Origin of the sequence: Paenibacillus jiangxiensis, from assembly GCF_046098255.1 — a bacterium.
Lineage (GTDB): Bacteria > Bacillota > Bacilli > Paenibacillales > Paenibacillaceae > Paenibacillus > Paenibacillus jiagnxiensis.
This window is the reverse complement of the sequence record NZ_JBJURI010000024.1, coordinates 102,258-121,928: the sequence shown is the minus strand read 5'-3', so window position 1 is coordinate 121,928 and position 19,671 is coordinate 102,258. Positions and strand designations below refer to the sequence as shown.

Annotated in this window: 18 protein-coding genes; 1 reads left to right on the top strand and 17 read right to left on the bottom strand. The window is 50.5% G+C overall.

Features of this window, described 5'->3' with window-relative positions:
• Window positions 1-179: 179 nt before the first annotated feature.
• The 6 genes from ACI1P2_RS21785 to ACI1P2_RS21760 form a co-directional block, all read right to left on the bottom strand.
• Window positions 180-374 (bottom strand): hypothetical protein, encoded by a 195-nt coding sequence (locus ACI1P2_RS21785; RefSeq protein WP_355322567.1) that lies wholly within the window; start codon window positions 372-374, stop codon window positions 180-182.
• Window positions 352-1,068, bottom strand: a complete 717-nt coding sequence (locus tag ACI1P2_RS21780; protein ID WP_355322565.1) for an AraC family transcriptional regulator — start codon at window positions 1,066-1,068, stop codon at window positions 352-354. Before ACI1P2_RS21780 ends, ACI1P2_RS21785 begins: the two co-directional genes overlap by 23 nt.
• Window positions 1,068-1,193 (bottom strand): hypothetical protein, encoded by a 126-nt coding sequence (locus ACI1P2_RS21775; protein WP_355322563.1) that lies wholly within the window; start codon window positions 1,191-1,193, stop codon window positions 1,068-1,070. Before ACI1P2_RS21775 ends, ACI1P2_RS21780 begins: the two co-directional genes overlap by 1 nt.
• Before the next feature lie 17 nt (window positions 1,194-1,210).
• Window positions 1,211-2,230, bottom strand: coding sequence for a LacI family DNA-binding transcriptional regulator (locus ACI1P2_RS21770; RefSeq protein WP_355322561.1), 1,020 nt, complete (start codon window positions 2,228-2,230; stop codon window positions 1,211-1,213).
• A 294-nt stretch (window positions 2,231-2,524) separates the two neighbouring features.
• Window positions 2,525-4,072 (bottom strand): cellulase family glycosylhydrolase, encoded by a 1,548-nt coding sequence (locus tag ACI1P2_RS21765; RefSeq protein ID WP_355322581.1) that lies wholly within the window; start codon window positions 4,070-4,072, stop codon window positions 2,525-2,527.
• Window positions 4,073-4,305: 233 nt separating this feature from the next.
• Window positions 4,306-5,712 (bottom strand): MATE family efflux transporter, encoded by a 1,407-nt coding sequence (locus tag ACI1P2_RS21760; protein ID WP_355322559.1) that lies wholly within the window; start codon window positions 5,710-5,712, stop codon window positions 4,306-4,308.
• Window positions 5,713-6,167: 455 nt separating this feature from the next.
• Between ACI1P2_RS21760 and ACI1P2_RS21755 the strand changes: the two genes are divergently transcribed.
• Window positions 6,168-7,163, top strand: a complete 996-nt coding sequence (locus ACI1P2_RS21755; RefSeq protein ID WP_355322557.1) for an acrylyl-CoA reductase family protein — start codon at window positions 6,168-6,170, stop codon at window positions 7,161-7,163.
• 127 nt (window positions 7,164-7,290) lie between these two features.
• On the opposite strand, the gene ACI1P2_RS21750 is transcribed toward ACI1P2_RS21755, so the two are convergent.
• The 11 genes from ACI1P2_RS21750 to ACI1P2_RS21700 all read right to left on the bottom strand — a co-directional run bounded on the left by ACI1P2_RS21750 (window position 7,291) and on the right by ACI1P2_RS21700 (window position 19,594).
• The gene (locus ACI1P2_RS21750) at window positions 7,291-8,112 is read right to left on the bottom strand and encodes a carbohydrate ABC transporter permease (RefSeq protein ID WP_408976297.1); all 822 of its coding nucleotides are present in this window, start codon (window positions 8,110-8,112) and stop codon (window positions 7,291-7,293) included.
• On the bottom strand, window positions 8,112-8,978 hold the full coding sequence (locus tag ACI1P2_RS21745; protein WP_355322553.1) for a carbohydrate ABC transporter permease: 867 nt from the start codon (window positions 8,976-8,978) through the stop codon (window positions 8,112-8,114). The genes ACI1P2_RS21750 and ACI1P2_RS21745 overlap by 1 nt, the downstream gene beginning before the upstream one ends.
• Before the next feature lie 30 nt (window positions 8,979-9,008).
• A complete protein-coding gene (locus tag ACI1P2_RS21740; protein ID WP_355322551.1) occupies window positions 9,009-10,244 on the bottom strand; it encodes an ABC transporter substrate-binding protein in 1,236 nt (411 codons plus the stop codon).
• Window positions 10,245-10,960: 716 nt separating this feature from the next.
• Window positions 10,961-11,449 (bottom strand): hypothetical protein, encoded by a 489-nt coding sequence (locus ACI1P2_RS21735; RefSeq protein ID WP_355322549.1) that lies wholly within the window; start codon window positions 11,447-11,449, stop codon window positions 10,961-10,963.
• A gap of 185 nt (window positions 11,450-11,634) precedes the next feature.
• Window positions 11,635-12,975 (bottom strand): helix-turn-helix domain-containing protein, encoded by a 1,341-nt coding sequence (locus ACI1P2_RS21730; protein ID WP_355322547.1) that lies wholly within the window; start codon window positions 12,973-12,975, stop codon window positions 11,635-11,637.
• Window positions 12,976-13,345: 370 nt separating this feature from the next.
• Window positions 13,346-13,624 (bottom strand): hypothetical protein, encoded by a 279-nt coding sequence (locus tag ACI1P2_RS21725; protein WP_355322545.1) that lies wholly within the window; start codon window positions 13,622-13,624, stop codon window positions 13,346-13,348.
• A 48-nt stretch (window positions 13,625-13,672) separates the two neighbouring features.
• Window positions 13,673-14,629, bottom strand: coding sequence for a nucleoside hydrolase (locus ACI1P2_RS21720; protein ID WP_355322543.1), 957 nt, complete (start codon window positions 14,627-14,629; stop codon window positions 13,673-13,675).
• An 82-nt stretch (window positions 14,630-14,711) separates the two neighbouring features.
• Entirely contained in the window at window positions 14,712-16,652 is a 1,941-nt protein-coding gene (gene abc-f / locus ACI1P2_RS21715) for a ribosomal protection-like ABC-F family protein (RefSeq protein ID WP_355322541.1), read from the bottom strand.
• A gap of 102 nt (window positions 16,653-16,754) precedes the next feature.
• On the bottom strand, window positions 16,755-16,898 hold the full coding sequence (locus tag ACI1P2_RS21710; RefSeq protein ID WP_355322539.1) for an RAxF-45 family protein: 144 nt from the start codon (window positions 16,896-16,898) through the stop codon (window positions 16,755-16,757).
• A 111-nt stretch (window positions 16,899-17,009) separates the two neighbouring features.
• Window positions 17,010-17,222 carry a cold-shock protein gene (locus ACI1P2_RS21705; protein WP_355322537.1) on the bottom strand — a complete coding sequence of 71 codons (213 nt, stop codon included), beginning with the start codon at window positions 17,220-17,222 and terminating at the stop codon, window positions 17,010-17,012.
• A 113-nt stretch (window positions 17,223-17,335) separates the two neighbouring features.
• A complete protein-coding gene (locus ACI1P2_RS21700) occupies window positions 17,336-19,594 on the bottom strand; it encodes a copper amine oxidase N-terminal domain-containing protein (RefSeq protein ID WP_355322535.1) in 2,259 nt (752 codons plus the stop codon).
• Between the last annotated feature and the right edge of the window lie 77 nt (window positions 19,595-19,671).

The window sequence follows — 19,671 nt, the reverse complement described above, 5'->3', positions numbered from 1 at the left end:
TAGCCCCTTAATTTCTTTCGAATACCATCCTATTTTACTGATGAGGGTGTTCCAAAGTTTACTTTTGGGACACCCTCTTTTTCGGCGGTTAAAGGGAAGGTTTCGTCCAAATAAGCGCGCCTGTAACCGTTAAAAATGAAGCCGACGCTGTTTCGTTCGAATAAGCGCAATGACAACCGTTAGCCTAGCCTCCCAAGCAGGTGTTGCCAAACTTGAGCATCGGTCTCTTCTTCAGGTGTCAATTTTGCTTTTATTCCGAGCGTTCGTTCAAACGCATCACCGTATTTTTTTTCGTAGTAGGCAATCTGCCGCGTATAATAGTCCAAATCACTTTCTGCTTTTTGAACGGTTTCAGCTTCCTGCTTGTGCCACATACTGACAACATCGCGAACAAGAATTCTTTTTCCAGATGCCATAATAAACTCGGTGTGTGCCTGTAACCTCCTTGAACGTTCGGCTGAAATGAAAGTAATCCGCGAAGCCGACACTCTGGGCTGCCTTTTTCGCTGATGTCTCCCCCTGTGCGAACAATTGCATCGCCTTCTCCACACGCAGTCGTTTCAGGTAAAGGCTCACGGTCATGCCTGTCCGCTCTTTGAACAATACACTGTAATGTCCCGTGCTTAAGCCCGCCCGCTCTGCGAGCATCGGCAGTGTTAACTTAAGCATGTAATGCTCCTCAATGTAATGAACAGATTTCTCAATCCGGGTACCGGAAGTCCGCCGCTCCTCACTCAATCGACCCTCGTACATGTAGAAGCTCATAATTCGCTCCAGCATCATCCGGTTGCGAAAGTGTTGCGCCTCGGCCTCTTCTTCACTTAACCCCGGCATGTCCTCCTGTGCCTGAAGCAGACCGTCGACCATATACTTGACCTTTACTTCGCTTAGCACACGCTGCGGCCCATTCCAATCCCATGGCACACTCTCCGGAACAATCCGATATGTGATGATCGCATATTCCGCAGTCCGGGTAGACGGAAGCTGGACCGTGACGATTCCTGCCCCCGAGTGACAAGCGTAACCGTGTGATACAGCCCGCCATTCTCCCGACTCTGCCGCTATCATCAGGTACCCCTCTGCACAATAAGCAGCTTCTCACACCCTGGCTCCGGCATGATTCTGCAGGATTCACGAACAACCTCTATTCGTTGAAATACAGGAATAATGGCATTCATTTGCTGAAAACTCATGGAAAGATCACTCTTCTTCATATCTTCAAGCTTCCCACCGACTTCCCGCGCACCAGTGACGGTACGAACCGATAGATGATCGGAACAGCGCTGTCCCGCTCCTCGATGGAGCCCATCAAGGCCCGCGCCGCCTGTCTTCCGATATCCGCGGCAGGCTGGCGGATCGTTGTAATCGCAGGGTTATAAATATGCGCGAATTGAGCATCATCAATGCCTACGATGGACACATCCTCCGGAATGCTCAAACCCCTGGCGTTCACAAACTGAAGCATCTCGGCAAGCACGATGTCATTGCCGGCCAGCAGGGCAGTCGGCGGCTCCTCCAGCGCGAACAGCCGGTCCAGTGTAGCGAAAATCTCCTCCCGTGGCACACTGTGCATGTATTCCTGCCGGAGGGGAAGGCCTTGCTCCTCCAGCCCTTTTTTATATCCGCTCACCCGTTCAACTCTTGGCGTTATTCTGTGCTCCCCGATAGGGAGAGTCACCAGTGCAACGCGTGTATGACCATGTTCTATCAGCTCCTGGATGCCAATCTTGACGGCCATCTCGTTATCGAGGAGCAGGCTCTGGGTGTTGACTCCCTCCACCAGCCTGTCAATGAATACCAGAGGGAACTTCTCTTCCACAAGCCTGCTATAGACCTCCGCATTCTGTCCTGTCGGAAAAATGATCAGCCCGTCCACCTGACGGGCCAATAGCATGTCAATATGCCGGCTTTCCTTGTCGGGATTTTCATCTGCACTACAGATAATAACCTGAATACCGGACTGCTGCAGCTCACTTTCAATCGCCCGAATGCTTTGGATCGACAGCGTATACTCCAAATTGCCGACGATGACACCTGCCATGTAGGTGCGATTGTGCTTCAGGCTTCTGGCCAGGCCGTTAGGCTGATAGTTCAATTCCTTGATGACCTGCTCGATTCTGGCCTTGGTCTCATCGCTCATATATTTGTATCGTTTATTCAGGAACTGGGAAACCGTGCTTTTGGACACCCCCGCTTCCCGGGCCACATCCGCAATGGTCAATTTCTTCATCTCTAAATCCCCTTATGGCTTATCGCCTGTTCAATAAACATAATTGTAAATGAGTATACGTTTTTTTTAGTAAATTTACTATACAGGACTTAACTTTAACCTTTCCCGCGCCAATTCTCATGTTGCGGCAGAGACTGCTTTGAAATTTGGAGGCAATAGCGATTGAAGGGATGGTTCGTTCCCGGAGCGTCTCAGCAAAAGAGAGGATAAAAAAGGGGAGCCCAGGGTCAACGGACCTTTTGGGACATCCCCATCACAACCAAATTTGTACTTGAGCCTCAACCTGCCGTGCTGTTAAGGCTCCACTCCCCATACCAACGTTCCGTTTTTGTAGACGGTCACCTTATCCCAATCCTTGAAGCTGTTTGCATTCCCGGCATAAGAATAGTCGTTTGTTTCATCATAGCTGCTCCAATCCGCCGGGTGAATGCGAAGCTGGATATCCCCGCTCTCTCCGCCTGCCGGAATGGATCCTGCTCCCTTCCCGAATGACAGTTCCACATAACGGTCTGCACGGGCAGCCGGAGCGCTCATCGTTGTGAATGATCCGTGTACGTTGGAGTTCCCGATCCTGGCCCAATCCACAAAAAACTGCTGTTTCTGCCTGCTCTCATCCGTGAAATAATAGCGGATCTTTAGATCATTCAATGATACCGTCGTCTGACCGGTATTCTCGATATTAAACACCGGCCTCATCGCATTATCCGACGGGTTAGAGTCACCATTGCGGTATTGCAGGACAATGCCCCCAGTTCCCTTTTTACCGCTGCTGCCGCCCTTTTTACTGTTGTCGCTTCCGCCCTCTTTGCCAGGTTTGACGCTGCCAGTCCCGTTAGCGGGATCTTTGCCGGATTCGCCGCTGCCCCCGTCACCCGCTGGCGATTTGCCCAGCAGCTCTTTCTTCACGAACCGGCCTGATGGCGACAGCTGACTGTCCGGCCAGCTGCCCGTCTTGTTTGCTCCCGGGAGAAGCGCAGCGGACGATTCATCCTTATCCGACAATGACCAGTTCACCCAACTGATTTTACGGCTGTTCAAAAAATCAATCCACACCTTGGCCTCGCTCAGGAACGATCCTCCGCTACCCAAAGCATCGCTCGTTCCCCACTCGGACACGAAGATGGCAGCCTTCTTGCGGAGCGCATAGTCGATTCGGTCGCGCAAAGCCTTCCCATGTGTTCCCGCATAGAAATGCAATGCATACATGGTATTGGCATCCGCAACCGGGTTATCCGCCGCATGCTGAATATCCTGGCTCCATGTGCCTGTACCCGCAATAATAATATTATCCGGGTCCTGCGCCCTGATTACGGCGGTTACTTCCTCAATATAGGGCTTGATTTGTCCTTTCCAGGTTACGCCCCCGTTAGGCTCGTTCGCCAGCTCATAGATCACATTAGGAGTCTTGCCGTACAAGCCTGCCATTTCACTAAAAAATGCCTTAGCTTTTGCTTTATGCTTGTTAGGGTCACTATCTGACAGAATGTGCCAGTCGATGATCACATATACTCCCAGCTTGCGGGCTGCTTCTACGGCTTCCTTAACCTTTTTCTTGAGCGAAGGATTGGAAATGTAGCCGTCGTTTTCTGTATACATCGCGACCCGAAACACGGAGATCCCCCAATCATCGCGCAGAGACCGGATCGCCTTCTCATTGACGAAATCACCGTACCACTGGACCCCGTGGGAGCTTATTCCCTTGAGCTGGACCGGCTTCCCTGCCTGGTCGACCAACCGGCCATCCTTCACAGACAGCTGACCATGCCTTTCCACCGGTGTTTTGGATGCGATGGCAGCCGATGAAGCTTCTCCGGACAAACCTGTATTTAGGTTAAGCAGCATGAATACCGCAATTATTCCGATACTCACCCTTTTTAGTGAGACTAGTCGCACGTCCCTGTTCACTCCCTGATTCTTGTACAGGCCAATCACCCTGTCTGCCGCCTGCCGTTATGACGGGTTTTATTATAAGGCAGCGGCATGCCATTTTTCTACAAGCCGCTCACAAAAAAATTCGCCCGCCAGAGGCGATGTAGCACCTCTTGCGGACGAAAGCGGATAAAAGCGAAACATCATTAAATAGCAGGCGCAGCAGCTGCAGACTTATCAGCAGATTCATGCTCAACAAGTCCGTGCTTCTCCCAAACCCGGCTCTTCCAGCGGAAGTACATGATGACCGCGCGTGTCCACTCATCTGCGGCGATGGCAAGCCATACACCCGCCAGCCCCATATTGAGCTTGAACACGAGCAGGTAACCGAGCGGCAGGCTCATACACACCATGGAGATGAGACCTATGAACACAGGGAATTTCGCATCCCCGGCAGCACGGAGGGAGCTGATGATCACAATGTTGGTAGTCCGCCCGCTCTCCAGCAGGAGACTAAGCAGGAGCACCTGTGCGCCAAGACTGATAATTTCGGGATTATCCGTAAAGATCCCCATGAGCGGAATCCGGAAAACAACCACGATCAGATCGATCGCCACCGTAACGATGAGCGCCCATTTGGCGCTTTTTAGCACACGCGCAAAAGCGGCGTCCTTCTCTCTTGCTCCGACCAAGCGGCCTACGATAATCGCCGTGCCCATGCCAACCGCCATGCTGAACAGATAAATGTAGCTGGAAATATTCAAAGCATACTGGCGTGTCGCCATCGCTTCTGCTCCCAGATAGGTTACATACAGGGTGAACACGAGCTGGCAAGACTGGTATGTGATGGATTCCAGCGCCGACGGAATGCCGATGCGCAGTATTTTAACAATATAATCCTTGGACAGCTTCACATAATAAATAAGTTGCACACGCACTTCCGTCACTCTGTACATCAGCCAGAAGAAGATCAAGAGACAGATCAGACGGCTGCCGACGGTGGAGATGGCCGCACCCTCCACACCCAGCGCAGGAGCGCCGAAGTTGCCGAAGATCAGCATATAGTTGCCGACCACGTGGATCACATTCATGAATACCGAAATATACATCGTTTCCTTGGTAAAGCCATGCGTACGAATCGTCGCCGCCAGCGCGTTAATCAGCGCCTGCAGGAAAATGGCTCCGCCGACAATACTCATATAGGACTGCGCGTAAGCGAGAATTTCACCCTGGACGTTCAGCCACTGCAGCATGTGCGTGCCGAACAGCAGGAAGATCGCGCTCAGCAGCAGCCCCACCATCAGGTTTAATGTGATGGCCGTGCCCGTAACGCGGGCAGCTTCAATCAATTTCTTGGAACCGATATATTGCGCGACAACGATGGCAGCACCATTGCCGATGACTTCCAGGACAAGAATGGCAATAGAAATAATCTGGTTCGCCGCGCCCACTCCGGACACCGCATCATCGGAGACGGAGCTGAGCATGAAGGTATCCATGCTTCCCATCAGCATGAACAGGAACAATTCCAGGAAAATAGGCCAGGTTAAACGGAAAATGTTCAACTGGTTCCCCGGCAGCGACGAGCCTTTATTTAATGCTTTAGCAGTCAATGATGTCACCTTTCCCCGTTTTGCTATTTTTAGATCAAGGGGTATGTTAGCACATCCAAATTGAAAAAGCAGCAGGTTTTTGTAAATAGATGAAAAACAATCATAAAATATGATTTATCACTTTCATCAAAAATGATTATGTTCGTTTATAGCCTGCTGCAAGCCGCTGCAGAGCTGCATTTTCTAAGGATCATCTGTTGTAAGAAAAGCGTCTATCGTCGTACTTTCAAAGAAGCCAGACCGCATTTAGCGAAAGCTTTTTCTTGTGATTTCAGGAAGCCAATGACAGGAAGTTTATACTTTCTGAAAACTTGAAAAAAAACGAAAACTCGGAGAATTCGTGTGATGTCATCGTTTGACTGCTGCAAAGAGATGGCCTAGCATAGAAAACGACAGTTGTTTCTTTGTAGACGTCTTCCGGTTCACTGAAAAAAAATACGAAAGAAGGTCGTTCTATGACTCTGACATTCAGGGCGCTTGTCGTTGATAATAAGGATGAATTTACCATGGGCATATCCCGGCTTTCCCTCGAGGATCTCCCGGATGGGGAAGTGCTGATCAAGACCGCTTACTCTAGCGTCAATTATAAAGACGGGCTTGCGGGCACGCCGGACGGCAAAATCGTCTCCTCATATCCCTTCGTTCCCGGCATCGACTGCTCGGGCACAGTGGTATCCTCCACGGATAGCCGGTTTCAGGAAGGGCAAGCGGTGCTCGTGACCGGCTACGGACTGGGCGTCACCCATTTCGGCGGCTTCAGCGAGTATGTGCGCGTTCCCGCCGAGTGGGTCGTGCCCCTCCCTGAGGGCTTGTCGCTGCGGGAGGCGATGATTTTCGGCACCGCCGGTTTTACCGCCGCTCTCTCGATTGACCGGCTGGAGCAGCACGGGATGGCCCCCGGCAAAGGGAAGGTGCTCGTCACCGGGGCAACCGGCGGCGTGGGTGCTACAGCCGTGGCCCTGCTGACCCGGGCAGGCTATGAGGTGGCCGCAAGCACAGGCAAGGCCGATGCCCATGACTACTTGCGCTCTCTTGGAGCGCATGAAATGCTGTCTCGGGACGAGGTCTATGACGGCGTCCGCATCAAGGCGCTCGACAAGCAGCTTTGGCAGGCCGCCATCGATCCGGTCGGCGGCCCATCGCTCGCTGCTGTCCTGAGCCGCATTGCCTATGGCGGCTCCGTCGCCGTCAGCGGCCTTACGGGCGGAGGCGGCGTGCCGACTACCGTGCATCCGTTCATTCTGCGCGGCGTCAATCTGCTCGGCATTGACTCGGTCTTCTGCCCTTATGACGCGCGGCTGCGGATTTGGGAGCGCCTCGCGGGCGATCTGAAGCCACAGCAGCCTGAGCTGCTGGTGGAGAAGGAAGTGTCCTTGGAAGCTCTGCCTGGCTCCCTGGCCGGTATTTTACAGGGACAATCGCGAGGAAGAACACTCGTACGCTTCTCTTAATTTTACTCACGACACAGGGTATGCACGGAGCATCGGAGAGATCGAATTTGAGCGTATCGTCACAATATCGAAAAAAAGAGCGCCCCCCGGTCGATGGACCGTTGGGGCACTTCCCTTTTCATCCATATTACTTTACCGACCCCTGTGTAACCCCGTTAATAATCCATTTTTGTGCGAACAGGTACACGATGATCATTGGCAGCAGCGCCATCAGATATGAGGCGAACGCCAGATTGAAGTCGGTGTTGAACTGCCCCTGGAATACATATTGTACAAGCGGCAGCGTGTACTGTTCCTGGTCGCTGATGATGATCAGCGGCAGCAGGAAGTCGTTGTACGTGGACAGACAGGTCAGAATGCCGACGGTGGCGCTGATCGGTGTCATCAGCGGGAAAATAATGCGCCAGAAGGTGCCCCACGTCGTAGCCCCGTCCACCCGGGCCGCCTCCTCCAGCGCTTCCGGTATGGAGCGAATGTAGCCCACATAGACGAACACGTTGAACGCCAGGCCGTATACCGTATGCAGCAGTATGAGACCTACGAGATTTGTCATGTTGAGTCCCGCCGCCAGCTTGACAATCGGCAGCATGATGATTGGAAACGGGATGAACATGGCGCTGACGAAATAGAAGTACAAACCCTTAAAAAACCTGTGCTGCATATTGCGGGCAATCGCGTAAGCGACGAGCGAGTTGGACAGCAGCGTCAGGATGACGGTGGCCGTCGTGACGAGCACGCTGTTGCCGAAGGCCTGAAAGAAGTTGGTCATTTCCACGGCACGGGCAAAGTTATCCCATTGCGGCACCGCCGGAAAGGCGAACACGGACTGGCGCATTTGCTCCGGATTTTTCAGCGCAATCGTCACGGTCATATATAATGGAAACAGAACCATGATGGTGCCGAGCGCCACCAGAAGCATTACAATCCAATTTGTACGTCTCATAGTCATTACATGTCCATCTCCCTTCTCTGCAGGAATCTGAGCTGAGCAAAGGAGATGAGCGCGATCACGATAAAGTAAATGACCGAGTTGGCCGACTGATAGGCAAATTCTCCTCCCTCGAATCCCCCTGTAAATATCAGGTGCGAGATGGACTGTGTCGCACGCCCGGGTCCGCCGTTCGTGAGGGCGACGATCTGGTCAAACACCATCAGCGAGTTTTTCATCGCCAGCACCATATTAATCGTGAAGAACGGCGCAATCAGCGGAAAAGTAATGCTCCAGAACTCACGCCATTTGCTGGCCCCGTCCAGATTCGAAGCTTCATACAGGCTGGTGGGTATCGTCTGCAGACCTGCCAGATAGAGAATTGTATTAAAAGCAATTCCCTGCCAGACAGCCACGATGACGACCCCGATCCAGGCGTGGCTTTCGCTGCCAAGAATATTGGTCGATAAGACTTCAATCCCCAGATTCTGTCCCCATACCGTGAACACGTTCGAGAACAGGTAATTGAATATGTATCCCACAATCAGGACGCTCAAAATGTTGGGCAGAAAATAAATGCCGCGAAAGAAATTGCGAAATTTGATTCTGGCATTCAGGCCGAGTGCGATCAGCAGGCTCAAAATGTTGATGAGTATCGTGACCACCACGGCAAATTTGAACGTAAACCAGTAAGCATTGCCAACATTATTATCCTGGAAAAGATTGATGTAATTCTTCAACCCGACGAAATCGTAGTTATCGCCAAAGCCGTTATAATTCGTCAGCGAGTAATACACGCCCTGCAGAGCCGGCAGGGTCAGGAACGTGAAGAATAAAACAACGGCAGGCACAGTCATCCAGTAAAAAGGCAGCAGACGTTTTCTCATCATTCATCCTCCTTGGAAGCAACGCCGGTGTTAACGGCGATTCGCCACTTTATCCCATTCGGTATCAAGCGTTTTCAAATAATGATCGATATCCCTGTCCTGCAGGAAAGCCTGGACGATGGAGTTAAGCTGTACGGCCGCCGGAATATAGTGGTCCGCAAAATCGACGATCCTTCCGCTCCGCAGATAAGGCTGAAGCTCTGCTACAGCCGGGTCGTCCTGCACTACGCCCTTCACCGCCGAAAACATCGTCTGCTCGGTAATGTACTGTTTGCTGTGTGCCGGATCGAGCAGGAAATCAATGAACCGCTCAGCCTCCTCCTTATGCGGCGAATCCTCCGCGATGGCAAACAGCGTATCCACCCCGGAGATCAGCTTGTTCGTCTCTGCTTTATTCCCCGTAGGGAGCGGAAAGAATCCAAGCTCAATATCCGGATTGGCCTTGCGGATTTCCGGGATCGCCCATGTGCCCTGAATGTACATGTAAGCTTCCCCGTTGGCAAAAGCACGGTTGCCGTCCGCATAGGACTTGCCGAAGTTGTCGCTGTGCCCGAACTGCAGCAGCTCCAGCTGCTTCTCCGCGACTTCGTGGAACTTCTCCTGGAAGGTGACCTGGTTCTCCCTGCGCTTCAGAAAGAAATCAATCCCGACCAGATTGGGAGCAAGCTGGTTGAAGGGCAGGTTCGTCTGCCAGTCATCCTTATATGTATAATAAAAAGGGATTTTGCCCGCATCCTTGATCTTCTGCGCCGTGGTGATCAGCTCGTCCCAGGTGCGCGGAACACTCAGCCCCATTTCACGGAACAGCGCCTTGTTGTACATGACGCCGTTTGCATTTGCCGCGAAGGGGATGCCCGTTATTTCCTGCATGCCGGTAACATCCTTCAGCATCTGCACATAAGCCGGTTCAACCTTGTCCACGAGCGGGCTGGCAGTCAGGTCCGCAAAAATCCCGCTGTTGGCCAGCACCGAATATGTATCTGTCGCGCCAAGCGCGATGATATCAGGCACATCCTCCTTGACCACCCGCGTCATGAGCACCGTCTCCGCATCCGGCGGATTCACCTGTGCTACTTCGACATCGGGATTTTCCTGATTGAATTGGGCGATCAGCTTGTCAAACGATGCTTTCGCCTCGGGCTTGTTCTGGAAAAACTCCACTTGCACCCTGCCGTTCGCTGCCCGGTCCTGCCCGCAGGCAGCAAGCAGCGTTGTCAAGAGCAGCAGCGCGGCCAGAACAGCCGGCATTTTGCCTATTCTTCTCATCCTCATTCCTCCTGTCCTTCCGACTCCCGGTTTTCCAAAAACATTTACCCAATTCAGTGATATAAGAAACCAATCAGTAATTAGAAATTATACCCAAAATAATAGACATCCAAACGATGTTACAACGAATTCAATACTGTATTCTTATGTATTCAAATAGCCTAATAGCTAGAAATAATGGTATAATTGGAAGGACAGAGCAACCGGTGGGAAAAGGCACGGTGAAGCTAACCCGAGAGGGGGTGGCACCGTGTCACTTCTTGCATTAGTGCAGAATTTCCTTGAGATCAGCGATAAGCTGGTGAGTATTGCCGTGGGGATAGTTACCTTGTGCATTACGTGGAAAGCAGCGCGAGACAAGAAAAACCACCGGGAATAGGTTGGCTACCTAGGAATCCGGTGGTTTTTCGTAAACCCTTATGAAAATCTCGCCGTGGTACCTTGGAACTGCTTGTCATTAGTTTCAACCCTCCTTGTGTGATATTTTAGGTTTTTATGTCAAATAATTGCACAGTAAACGGAAGGCATTCCACCAGTTATTGGAATTCAAAAATTAAAGCTCTATGGGTATTTCCAAATAACTGTAATAGATAAAAAGGCACTCCACACGAGCATGGAGCACCTTGGTCAACAGAATCGAAATTATTCAGCCGTTTTAATAATATTACCCTTATTGATAGTAAGCACGCACATCCCCGTTTACTGAATGCATTTATTCATTTCACATAAGCTTCTTCATATCCATTTTGGGGTCCAACCTCAGCATCATACTCTACTGATCCATCTAAATTCACCAGTACACTGCGATATTGCAATTTATATTTCCCATTCTCAAAAGCCATATTATATTCGATAGGTGGTAATTCACCATCCGCAAATTTCATTGTGGCCGTTACAACCACGTTTGACGGATCGGAGCTATCTACGGAATCAATCTCGTAATCAAGAACCGTTTGGTTGTCCTTCAGGAAATTGATTCGTGCCTTCACTGTTGTAAACCGGCTGTCTTCGGACAATTCTACCATTTCTTTGTAGTCATTCTGTTTAGCTGCATCCATATACTGCGTAAATGTAGATACGGCCGCCTCTTTTGGATTTCCAGGCAGTTCGTTGGTATTTCCTACGGTAACAAAGCCTGTAGCGATAATAAAGGATAGTCCCAGAATTGAGCCAATTAACAGTGTTTTAGATTTTGATGAAGCCACTTGTTCATTCCTCCTTTTTTATAGATTATACCACGAAAAAAATACCAAATATTTCTATTCCGCAAAATGTAAAAAAAGACCTTCCGCTTGGAAAGTCTTTTAAAAAAACGAAATTTAGAAGAATTATCACGTACCCGCACCATGACCTAATGTTGATACGACTTGGACCGCCGTGACAACTACAGCTACAAAAGCTGATTTACCTCTCTTGATAGCTGTTTGAATTTCTTTTTAGCATCCTCATTCGCCCATTCCCGGTCCATTTCAAATAGTGTCAAACAGTTAACAATATTCCGTACACTGTTGATATTAACAGATAAATGCAAACCATCGAGTAAGAGATTCATTGCATTACTATGGCCCCTTTTGAATCGATACACTCCTAAATCGCTATAAAATTGGACAATTCTTTCCTTCACCACAGAGTCTTTATATTGACCATATTCCCCCTGCATCTCAAGTGATGGAATGTACGCCGAAAAGCGCTCCAATATTCGATCAATATCAAAATTAAAACGGTTAGCCGCTTTGACCATATATCCCAACGCAATAAAGATTTCCTCTGGCCGGGAAGCAACAAAATCGGAGTATTCCTCTAACGCCTCAGCTTGGCCAGATAATACCCGGTACAAATATCTATTGGCAGTTGCCCATTCAGAAAATTGGTGAATATACCTACGTGCTTCTTCATCTTTCTCACGTATCCACAATTCTCCTTGTTCGTACTGTGAAACATAATCTAAAGCCCCATCGTAATCCTGGAATTCTTCACAGACAGTAGATCGAATAAGCCAACCATACAAAATATAGTAATAGAACGGCCGTTTCGGTTTGCGCTCAGTTGAGGGACGTTCATACTGGATCGTAGCGATCCGCAGCATTTCCACTGCAAGTTCATCTACCTTTTTCCACTTATGAGCGGTCACCATAACATCAATCAATTCTTTCAATGCATCGAGCTGATCCGCTTCATCCAAACGACTCACATACGCCTCAAACAAAATAGCCGATCTTAAATTCTCTTCCAGGTCATTCCCTAACGAGAGTTCGAATAAGCGATAACGGCAAATGGCCAATCGTTCTGAATGCTGGAATCTTTCCGCTTCGCTCACCTGGTTATAAATAATCGCCGCAGCCTGTCTATGTTCAGAAGCAAATAAGTCTTCTGCTACATCGGACAAAGCAGAAGTGTACGACAGATCATCCAATAACCGATGAACCATCCGTTCGATCAAGTCTAAGCGCTTCAGTTCCGCACATCGAAAAATAAAAGGGCGAATCCGCCGCATGCTCGTAGTAAAAGCAAAGCATTCTTCTACGTAGGATTCAAAAAAGTAATCTTCTGGAAATTGTATAGCTGTCGTAATCGCCTCTAATTGCCGGATTGAAATTGGCTTCGTCCCTTGAAGAATTCGGCTCAAGGTGCCGGCATTCAGGTCGGCTATGCGTAAAAATTGAGTGAAACTTATATTATGTTTCTGCATGTATGTACTGAGTGTTTCACGAATTGTATTGTCTGACTTCAAATCAGACTCACCTCCTCTAGCACACAAACAAAAACCAAAATTTAGTATTTGTTTATAGATAATAGTACACCTCAAATTGAACAGCGGTCAACAGTATATATACGTCCAATTTGTACACCGAAAATCGCCCAACCAGAAAACCCACGTCTTTTTATTTTTGTTAGTTTCGTAGCGTACAATGCCTCCTCAGTTTGAATTTATGTTCATTATAGACGATGAGAGGAAAAAGCACCGGCCCATGCCGGTGCTCACCCTGTAAAATTATTCTTCATAAAAAATAAAGGCCCGGTTCATTGACCGCAGCCTTTGTTTTTTATAAATTTAGATATTCAGAAAGAAGAGGTGTTTCTCCATCCAACTGTTATCTGTTTTATGCGAACGATGGTTTTTTTCGATCTACATCGCCGCTTAGAACCTTAACATACACTTTATCTTCTTCGTCAACAGAAGGTCCAACATACTTTTTCCCACTATTAACATCATGATAAATTACGCCTTTAAGGTTAGTTTCTACTTTTGAATTAGTAGAGCGCAGTATTTTTCCTGCGAGTCCTTCATCATTTAGCACTTTATTGACGACCTCTCGATCTATCCTAATAACTTCATTTTTGGTGGTTCCATGACGCCCTGTTAAATTATCGCGTATCATACGGAATCCCCTCCAACTAAATGAGTAATTACACTTACTTAGTAAAGTTTAACGAATCGCTCCAAGCACCTCATAGAGCATGGCGGTAAATGCCTCCCGGTTCACTTCCTCGCACACTCTAACATTGCGTGGACGCTCCAACCGGTTGTTGATGTCCACGAGGCTGTAACCCCGGGTCAGCTCACCCGCCGTCTCCACATCCACATGGTACATGCCGGAACGGGCCATGATCGATTCATCAGCCGCTACTGCCATTAGCAGCGTATCCGGGTGCGTCGTGCCCGGCAGCCGGTGCACCTCTTTGTTGAACTGCTTGACGACTTTATTAATGTCGATGAAAAACTTCGCCCCCGCTGTACCGATCTGCTCAATTTCCTCATGATTGGCATCGTCCATTACCGAATAACGGGTACACATCTCCCAGCCGACCATCGTGATCGGCACGCCGGAATGCAGCACAATTCTTGCCGCTTCCGGGTCAACCCAGAAATTGTATTCTGCCGCAGGCGTAATATTGCCCAGGGAATTATTTGTTCCGCCCATGATGTACAGGTGCGGAATTTTCGGGATGATCGCCGGGTCCTTCTGCATGGCCATGGCAATGTTGGTCAGCGGCGCAATCGCCAGCAGATGAATCTCACCGGGATGGGCATGGATTTTCTCAATCAGAAAATCCACCGCATGCCCCTGCTCCGGCCGCTGTACAGCACGCGGAAAGTTCGCTCCGCCCATGCCGTCCGAGCCGTGCACATCCTCCACCGTCCGGTGCCGCTGCTCTCCGATCGCCAGCATCGGCTTCTCATGCCCTTTGTAGACCGGGATGCTGCCGCCCTTGCCGGCAACCTGAATCGTATAAAGCGCATTTTCCACCTGCTGGTCAAACTGCACATTGCCGCCGGTAATCATCACGCCTTCAACCTGAAAATAATGCATGGCCGTCAGAAGGGCTATCGTATCGTCCCCTGCCGTATCGGTGTCTATGATGACTTTTTTTCTGTCTGTCATTGCCTTGCTTCCCCCTTCTGCTCATCGAACCTTCTGGTTCATCGTCATTATTCATTGAAGCATTCCGGGGGCGTCAGCGCAACTATTCCAACTCAATCCACTCGGCAATCAGCACATCAAGCCGTTCTTGCTGCTCTTCGCGAGCAGACCACAACTCCCGCAGCTTCACCGGATCATCATCGGCCTGCTCCAGCTCAACATCCGCAGCGGCCAGCACCGCTTCCTGGGCGGCGATGCGCTGTTCCAGCTTCGCTCGGACAGCCGAGACCCGTTCAGGGCTTTCCGCTTTGCCTGGGTTCGGCTGCACTTTTTTCGCCTTGGGTGCGGCTGCTTCTTTCCCCTTGCCTGATGCGGCTTCTTCCTGCTCCTCCAGGCTTTTGCGAATATCTGCAAGCTGACGCTTCTTCTCCCGGTAATCGTCAAACCCTCCCAGGTAAGAAGTCACGCGCCCTCGCTCCAGCTCCCACACCCGTTGTGCAAGTTTGTTGACGAAGTATCTGTCATGGGAGATGACCATCACTGTGCCGGGAAAAGCTTCAAGCGCCTCCTCCAGCGCCTCCCGCGAATCGATGTCCAGGTGGTTGGTCGGCTCATCCAGCAGCAATAGATTGGGCTTTTTCATCACCAGCAGCGCCAGCCGCAGTCGGGACCATTCCCCGCCGGACAGCATGCGTACAGGCTTGAAGACATCGGCCCCATAGAACAGATATCTCGCCAGAATACCGCGGGCCTCGCCCTCTTCAATCCCAGCTTCCTTCCGAAAAAAGGACAGCACCGTATCTGAAAGCTCCTCCCGCTCCTCCTGCTGGGCCAAATAACCGTACTCCACACGCGAGCCCCATTCCACACTACCCGTGTCGGGCTGCTCCTGACCGAGCAGAAGGCGCAGCAGCGTGGATTTCCCCGCTCCATTATCCCCCAGCAGCGCGACCTTTTCACCAAACTCCAGGCTTCCTTCGGCACCGGCCAGGATCGTTCGCCCAGCGTACGCTTTATGCAGATTTTCAAAGCGCACCACCCTCCTGCCAGATCGATCCTGCGGATTCAGGTCAAAATCGGCGCTTTGCCGCTCCAGCACTGGGCGCTTGATCAGCTCCATTCGTTCCAGGGCTTTACGGATGGAGGCGGCTTTTTTGAAAAACTTCTCATTGTCGCCAATACGGCCCCATTCCTCAAAGCGCCGGATGGCCTCCTTCATTTTCTTGATCCGCTTCTGCTGCTCCTGGTAATCTGCGAACTGGATCAGGAGGCGCTCCTCCTTCTCCTTCACATAACCGCTGTAATTGGTCAGATACGTGTGTGCCTCGCCGTCCTCAATCTCAATCACTTTCCCGATGACAGCATCGAGAAAGTAGCGATCATGGGATACGATCATACAGGCCCCCTCATAACTGCGCAGAAACTGCTCCAGCCATTCCAGCCCTTTCAGATCCAAATGATTTGTCGGCTCATCCAACAGCAGCAGGTCCGGCTTCCCGATCAGCTGCGAAGCAAGCACGATCTTGGTCTTCTCGCCCCCTGACAGGCTGCCGAAGACACGATGATATGAAGACTTGGGAATGTCCAGTCCGTCCGCGACCTGATCAATATTCGCCTCCATCTCATAGCCCCCGGCCTGTTCGAAGCGCTCTTGAAGTGCGGAATAAGATTTTAGCAGCTTCTCCATTCGCTTAGTATCGTCCGCCGCTCCCGGAAGGGACATCTCCTGCTCCAGCCGGCTCATCTGACGGCGGCAGTCCTGCAGCTCCCGGTAACTATAAGCAAGCGTCTCATAAACCGTCATCACATCGAATTCCTCCGGAATTTGCGGCAGATATCCGATGCGGATATCCTTCTTATGCGTCAGCAAACCCTCGTCCGGCTTGTTCTGGCGAGCGATCAGCTTGAGCAGTGTCGTTTTCCCGCTGCCGTTGCGTCCGATCAGCCCGACTTTTTCTCCTTCGTGTATTTCAAAACCCACTCCGTCCAGAATGAGGTTCGCTCCATGATAAGCTTTCAATTGTTGTCCGTTTACAATATACATAATACAGGTCCTCCTCAGTTGATGAAGACCCTGCCCCGCACAGCACAAAAAGGGCCGCAGGAATATGCCTGCGGCCCTTTTCGGATAAAGCAATCCGTTCGGTTAAGGTAGGCGTCTTCTCGCGATAGTTACTTCCGTATGGTTAAAAATGGACAGACTTCTCCCGTTGACGGAAAAAGCATGTACAATGCCAGCCATAGCAATTGGAAGCTGGCTAATACGGTCGTTCACCATCTCGAAATTCACCTACCATCACCTCCTTAACATAGTTAAAAACAATTTAGCACAAAGTCATTTGCCTGCGCAAGCGGCAATTCGCCCAGCCTTCTTTTCCTGCTGTAAAGTTCAAGCCTGCTGTCAGGAGCGTGCACCCGGGAACGAGCTGCCTGCAGCATTCAGAACGGGCAGCATTCTGATCTCCTGAGTCATGGACGAGTCACAGAGAGGACAGCTTGGCTCCCCGTTGAACGTAAATCCCGTACGCATCCACCCGTTGCAGTCATGATTCGTGCATGACCATACCTCCGTATTCTCCTCCGGTATGGGCTCGGGAACATGGCGTTTATACATGGGAATCCCCCCTTGGCGTATGTAGACCATAATAATATGCTCCCGATTGCCAAATTCATGCATACTTTTGAAAGAAAAACAAAGCATGCCTTGACCGGGCGATGAATGAGTCATTAACTATTGACGACTCTGGCTTCTCCGGATGTGTCATGCCACTCTACAGAAGCGCCCATGCTCAAAGAGGTGGATCGAACAGGGAGAAACACCCTTCCATTGTTGATGGTTACTGGCACATCTAATGAGATTTGAACACCATTTATGGAAGCTGTGGTGCTCCCCACCTGCAATTGTACGATCCGTGCCCCTTTGATTAAGGTGACGGTTTGGGTCGTTGGGTCCCATAACACGTTGTTATCTGAGATATCAAGAGCATCCGCTACATAACGAAGCGCCAGATATGTCCGTCCTTCATGGATATACGGTGCGACATCCGCCGTCTTCTCTGTGCCGTTCACCGTATACACCGTCTCTCCAACTTTAAAGCTGGCCTGGCTTACGGTCTCTTCCGGAGCCTTGGTGACAACCCGCGCCAGCGGAACCCTTACTTCTTTCCCCAGGTTATTAAATGGTGTGTAGCTGCTCACTTCGGTCGTCCGGGCCACCTTCAACTCAATTTCCCCTTTGGCAACCGTCCGGTCTAACGTTAATTTGACATTACTGAACTGAAGGGTGGTGCTTTCATCGCTCTCGCCTGTAATTGTAAAAGCGGCCGACCGCTCGTTATTTACCAGCTTCAACGGTTCAAATTGCAGATCCCCTTGATAAACATCAACAGTAGGCGTGGCTGCAAAAGTTACCCCTTCAGGAAGGGTAAGTGTGATCCGCTCCCCATCTTTCAGGCCGCCCGCAACATTTTCCGCTAGGGTGAAGTCAGCAGCTTCCTGTCCAGATCGTCCAATAATCGCATCGGGAACAGCCGATGCAGAGACAGTCAGCCCTGCGTGCACATCCGCAGCTTTAACATTTCCTTTGGCACCCGCGCTGCCGCCAATTTCAATCGTCAGATCTCCCGCAAAATCGGGCGCAGTAACGACATCCATCTCCTGCAGCGTAAACGTCCCGGGGCTGGATGGTGTTGCACCGGTTACTTCAAATACGGCTGTCCGGTTATCCGTACCGGTATATCGCACAAATGCAAGCTCCAAATCTTCCTTATTGTCGGTGTCTCCGGCAGGACTTTCCGAACTGCCTGCATAAACCGGCTGAAACGCCACACCTTCGGGAAGAGTTAAGGTGAGGGTGCGGCCTTCGGGCAGTGTTCCATACAGCGCTTCTTTAATGACGATATCCGAAATCCGCTGTTCCTCGCGCCCGGCATATATGGCAGGCAGCTTCTCCGATGCCGCACTCACCGTGACACCATACTTTGCATGAGTACCTACAACCAGTTCCGTCACATCCAGATCGGCTTCACCGCTAATGCGGGCTTTTATATCCCCGTCAACGGCATTTTCAGGCTTGGTTAAGGTAAATTTCAAACCGCTCAAAGTCCATTTGCTCATCTCATAGGTTGCCCCGGTGACTTCCACGGGCTGCACGCTTCCGTCTCCATCCTCGTCTTCCCAAGTCGTGCCTAGAACGTCTACCGTCAATTCATCGGCCGTGGAGGTAAGTTGGAAGTACATGTCTTGTCCATAAGTCGATCCATATTCCACTTTTCGGATACTATCATTCAGGTTCCATTTATAACCTGCAGGCAATTTAACTTTTACGCTTTCATTCATCGGCTCAAGCGCCCCGGCGGATGCCTCCTTTAAGGTGAGACTGAAGGAGTAATCACTTTCCGTACCTTTCTTGGAACCGGCGGTGACCGCAACCTTGCCACCGCCTACTGTAGCTATGGAGACTTTACCTGCCGGAAAAGCGCTATGACCAGGAGCTGTAAACGCAACCTCCACCGGCCCCTCGTCCATATCCTCCCAGGTAACATCACCCAGCTGAATCAGAAAGGAGGCGTCTTCCTCCAATGTATAGCTCTCTCCCCTGTCCGATATCTCCAGCAGGAAGCCATCCTCGTCCGCCTTTACCACCTCGATGGCAGGTGCGCCCGGAGCTGAGCCGTTTAAATCCCTGAGCGGATTGGAACTGCCCAATATGTATACCCGATTCGAACCGCTGTCATCCATAGGATCGATAACCTCGCCGTTGGAGTCTGTCGACAAGTCCATTCCTCCGGGAAGCGAGATGTACAGCTGGTCTCCTCCGCCAAGCACGGTGTATGCCGGAATCGTTACTTTAATAGAATGCATGGATCCGCTTCCGCTGGCTGGCAATATCATGCTGCCCAGTGCTTCCAGCTTCCCTCCTCCTGCCGCATGAACAGGCCTCAGCCCGGACAGCCCGCTTACCAGCAAAGATGCAACAGCAATCATCTTAATTGATTTTTTCCATTTGTTTTTATGTAATTTCCCCAATTTCACCAAGCTCCTTTAGTGTTATTTAATTATTC

Excerpts from the sequence above, each read along its gene's own strand:
- ACI1P2_RS21785 (WP_355322567.1), bottom strand. The coding sequence starts at position 374 with ATGTGGCACAAGCAGGAAGCTGAAACCGTTCAAAAAGCAGAAAGTGAT.
- ACI1P2_RS21780 (WP_355322565.1), bottom strand. The coding sequence starts at position 1,068 with ATGATAGCGGCAGAGTCGGGAGAATGGCGGGCTGTATCACACGGTTAC.
- ACI1P2_RS21775 (WP_355322563.1), bottom strand. The coding sequence starts at position 1,193 with ATGAGTTTTCAGCAAATGAATGCCATTATTCCTGTATTTCAACGAATA.
- ACI1P2_RS21770 (WP_355322561.1), bottom strand. The coding sequence starts at position 2,230 with ATGAAGAAATTGACCATTGCGGATGTGGCCCGGGAAGCGGGGGTGTCC.
- ACI1P2_RS21765 (WP_355322581.1), bottom strand. The coding sequence starts at position 4,072 with ATGCTGCTTAACCTAAATACAGGTTTGTCCGGAGAAGCTTCATCGGCT.
- ACI1P2_RS21755 (WP_355322557.1), top strand. The coding sequence starts at position 6,168 with ATGACTCTGACATTCAGGGCGCTTGTCGTTGATAATAAGGATGAATTT.
- ACI1P2_RS21750 (WP_408976297.1), bottom strand. The coding sequence starts at position 8,112 with ATGACTATGAGACGTACAAATTGGATTGTAATGCTTCTGGTGGCGCTC.
- ACI1P2_RS21745 (WP_355322553.1), bottom strand. The coding sequence starts at position 8,978 with ATGAGAAAACGTCTGCTGCCTTTTTACTGGATGACTGTGCCTGCCGTT.
- ACI1P2_RS21740 (WP_355322551.1), bottom strand. The coding sequence starts at position 10,244 with ATGAGAAGAATAGGCAAAATGCCGGCTGTTCTGGCCGCGCTGCTGCTC.
- ACI1P2_RS21725 (WP_355322545.1), bottom strand. The coding sequence starts at position 13,624 with ATGATACGCGATAATTTAACAGGGCGTCATGGAACCACCAAAAATGAA.
- ACI1P2_RS21720 (WP_355322543.1), bottom strand. The coding sequence starts at position 14,629 with ATGACAGACAGAAAAAAAGTCATCATAGACACCGATACGGCAGGGGAC.
- abc-f (WP_355322541.1), bottom strand. The coding sequence starts at position 16,652 with ATGTATATTGTAAACGGACAACAATTGAAAGCTTATCATGGAGCGAAC.
- ACI1P2_RS21705 (WP_355322537.1), bottom strand. The coding sequence starts at position 17,222 with ATGTATAAACGCCATGTTCCCGAGCCCATACCGGAGGAGAATACGGAG.
- ACI1P2_RS21700 (WP_355322535.1), bottom strand. The coding sequence starts at position 19,594 with ATGATTGCTGTTGCATCTTTGCTGGTAAGCGGGCTGTCCGGGCTGAGG.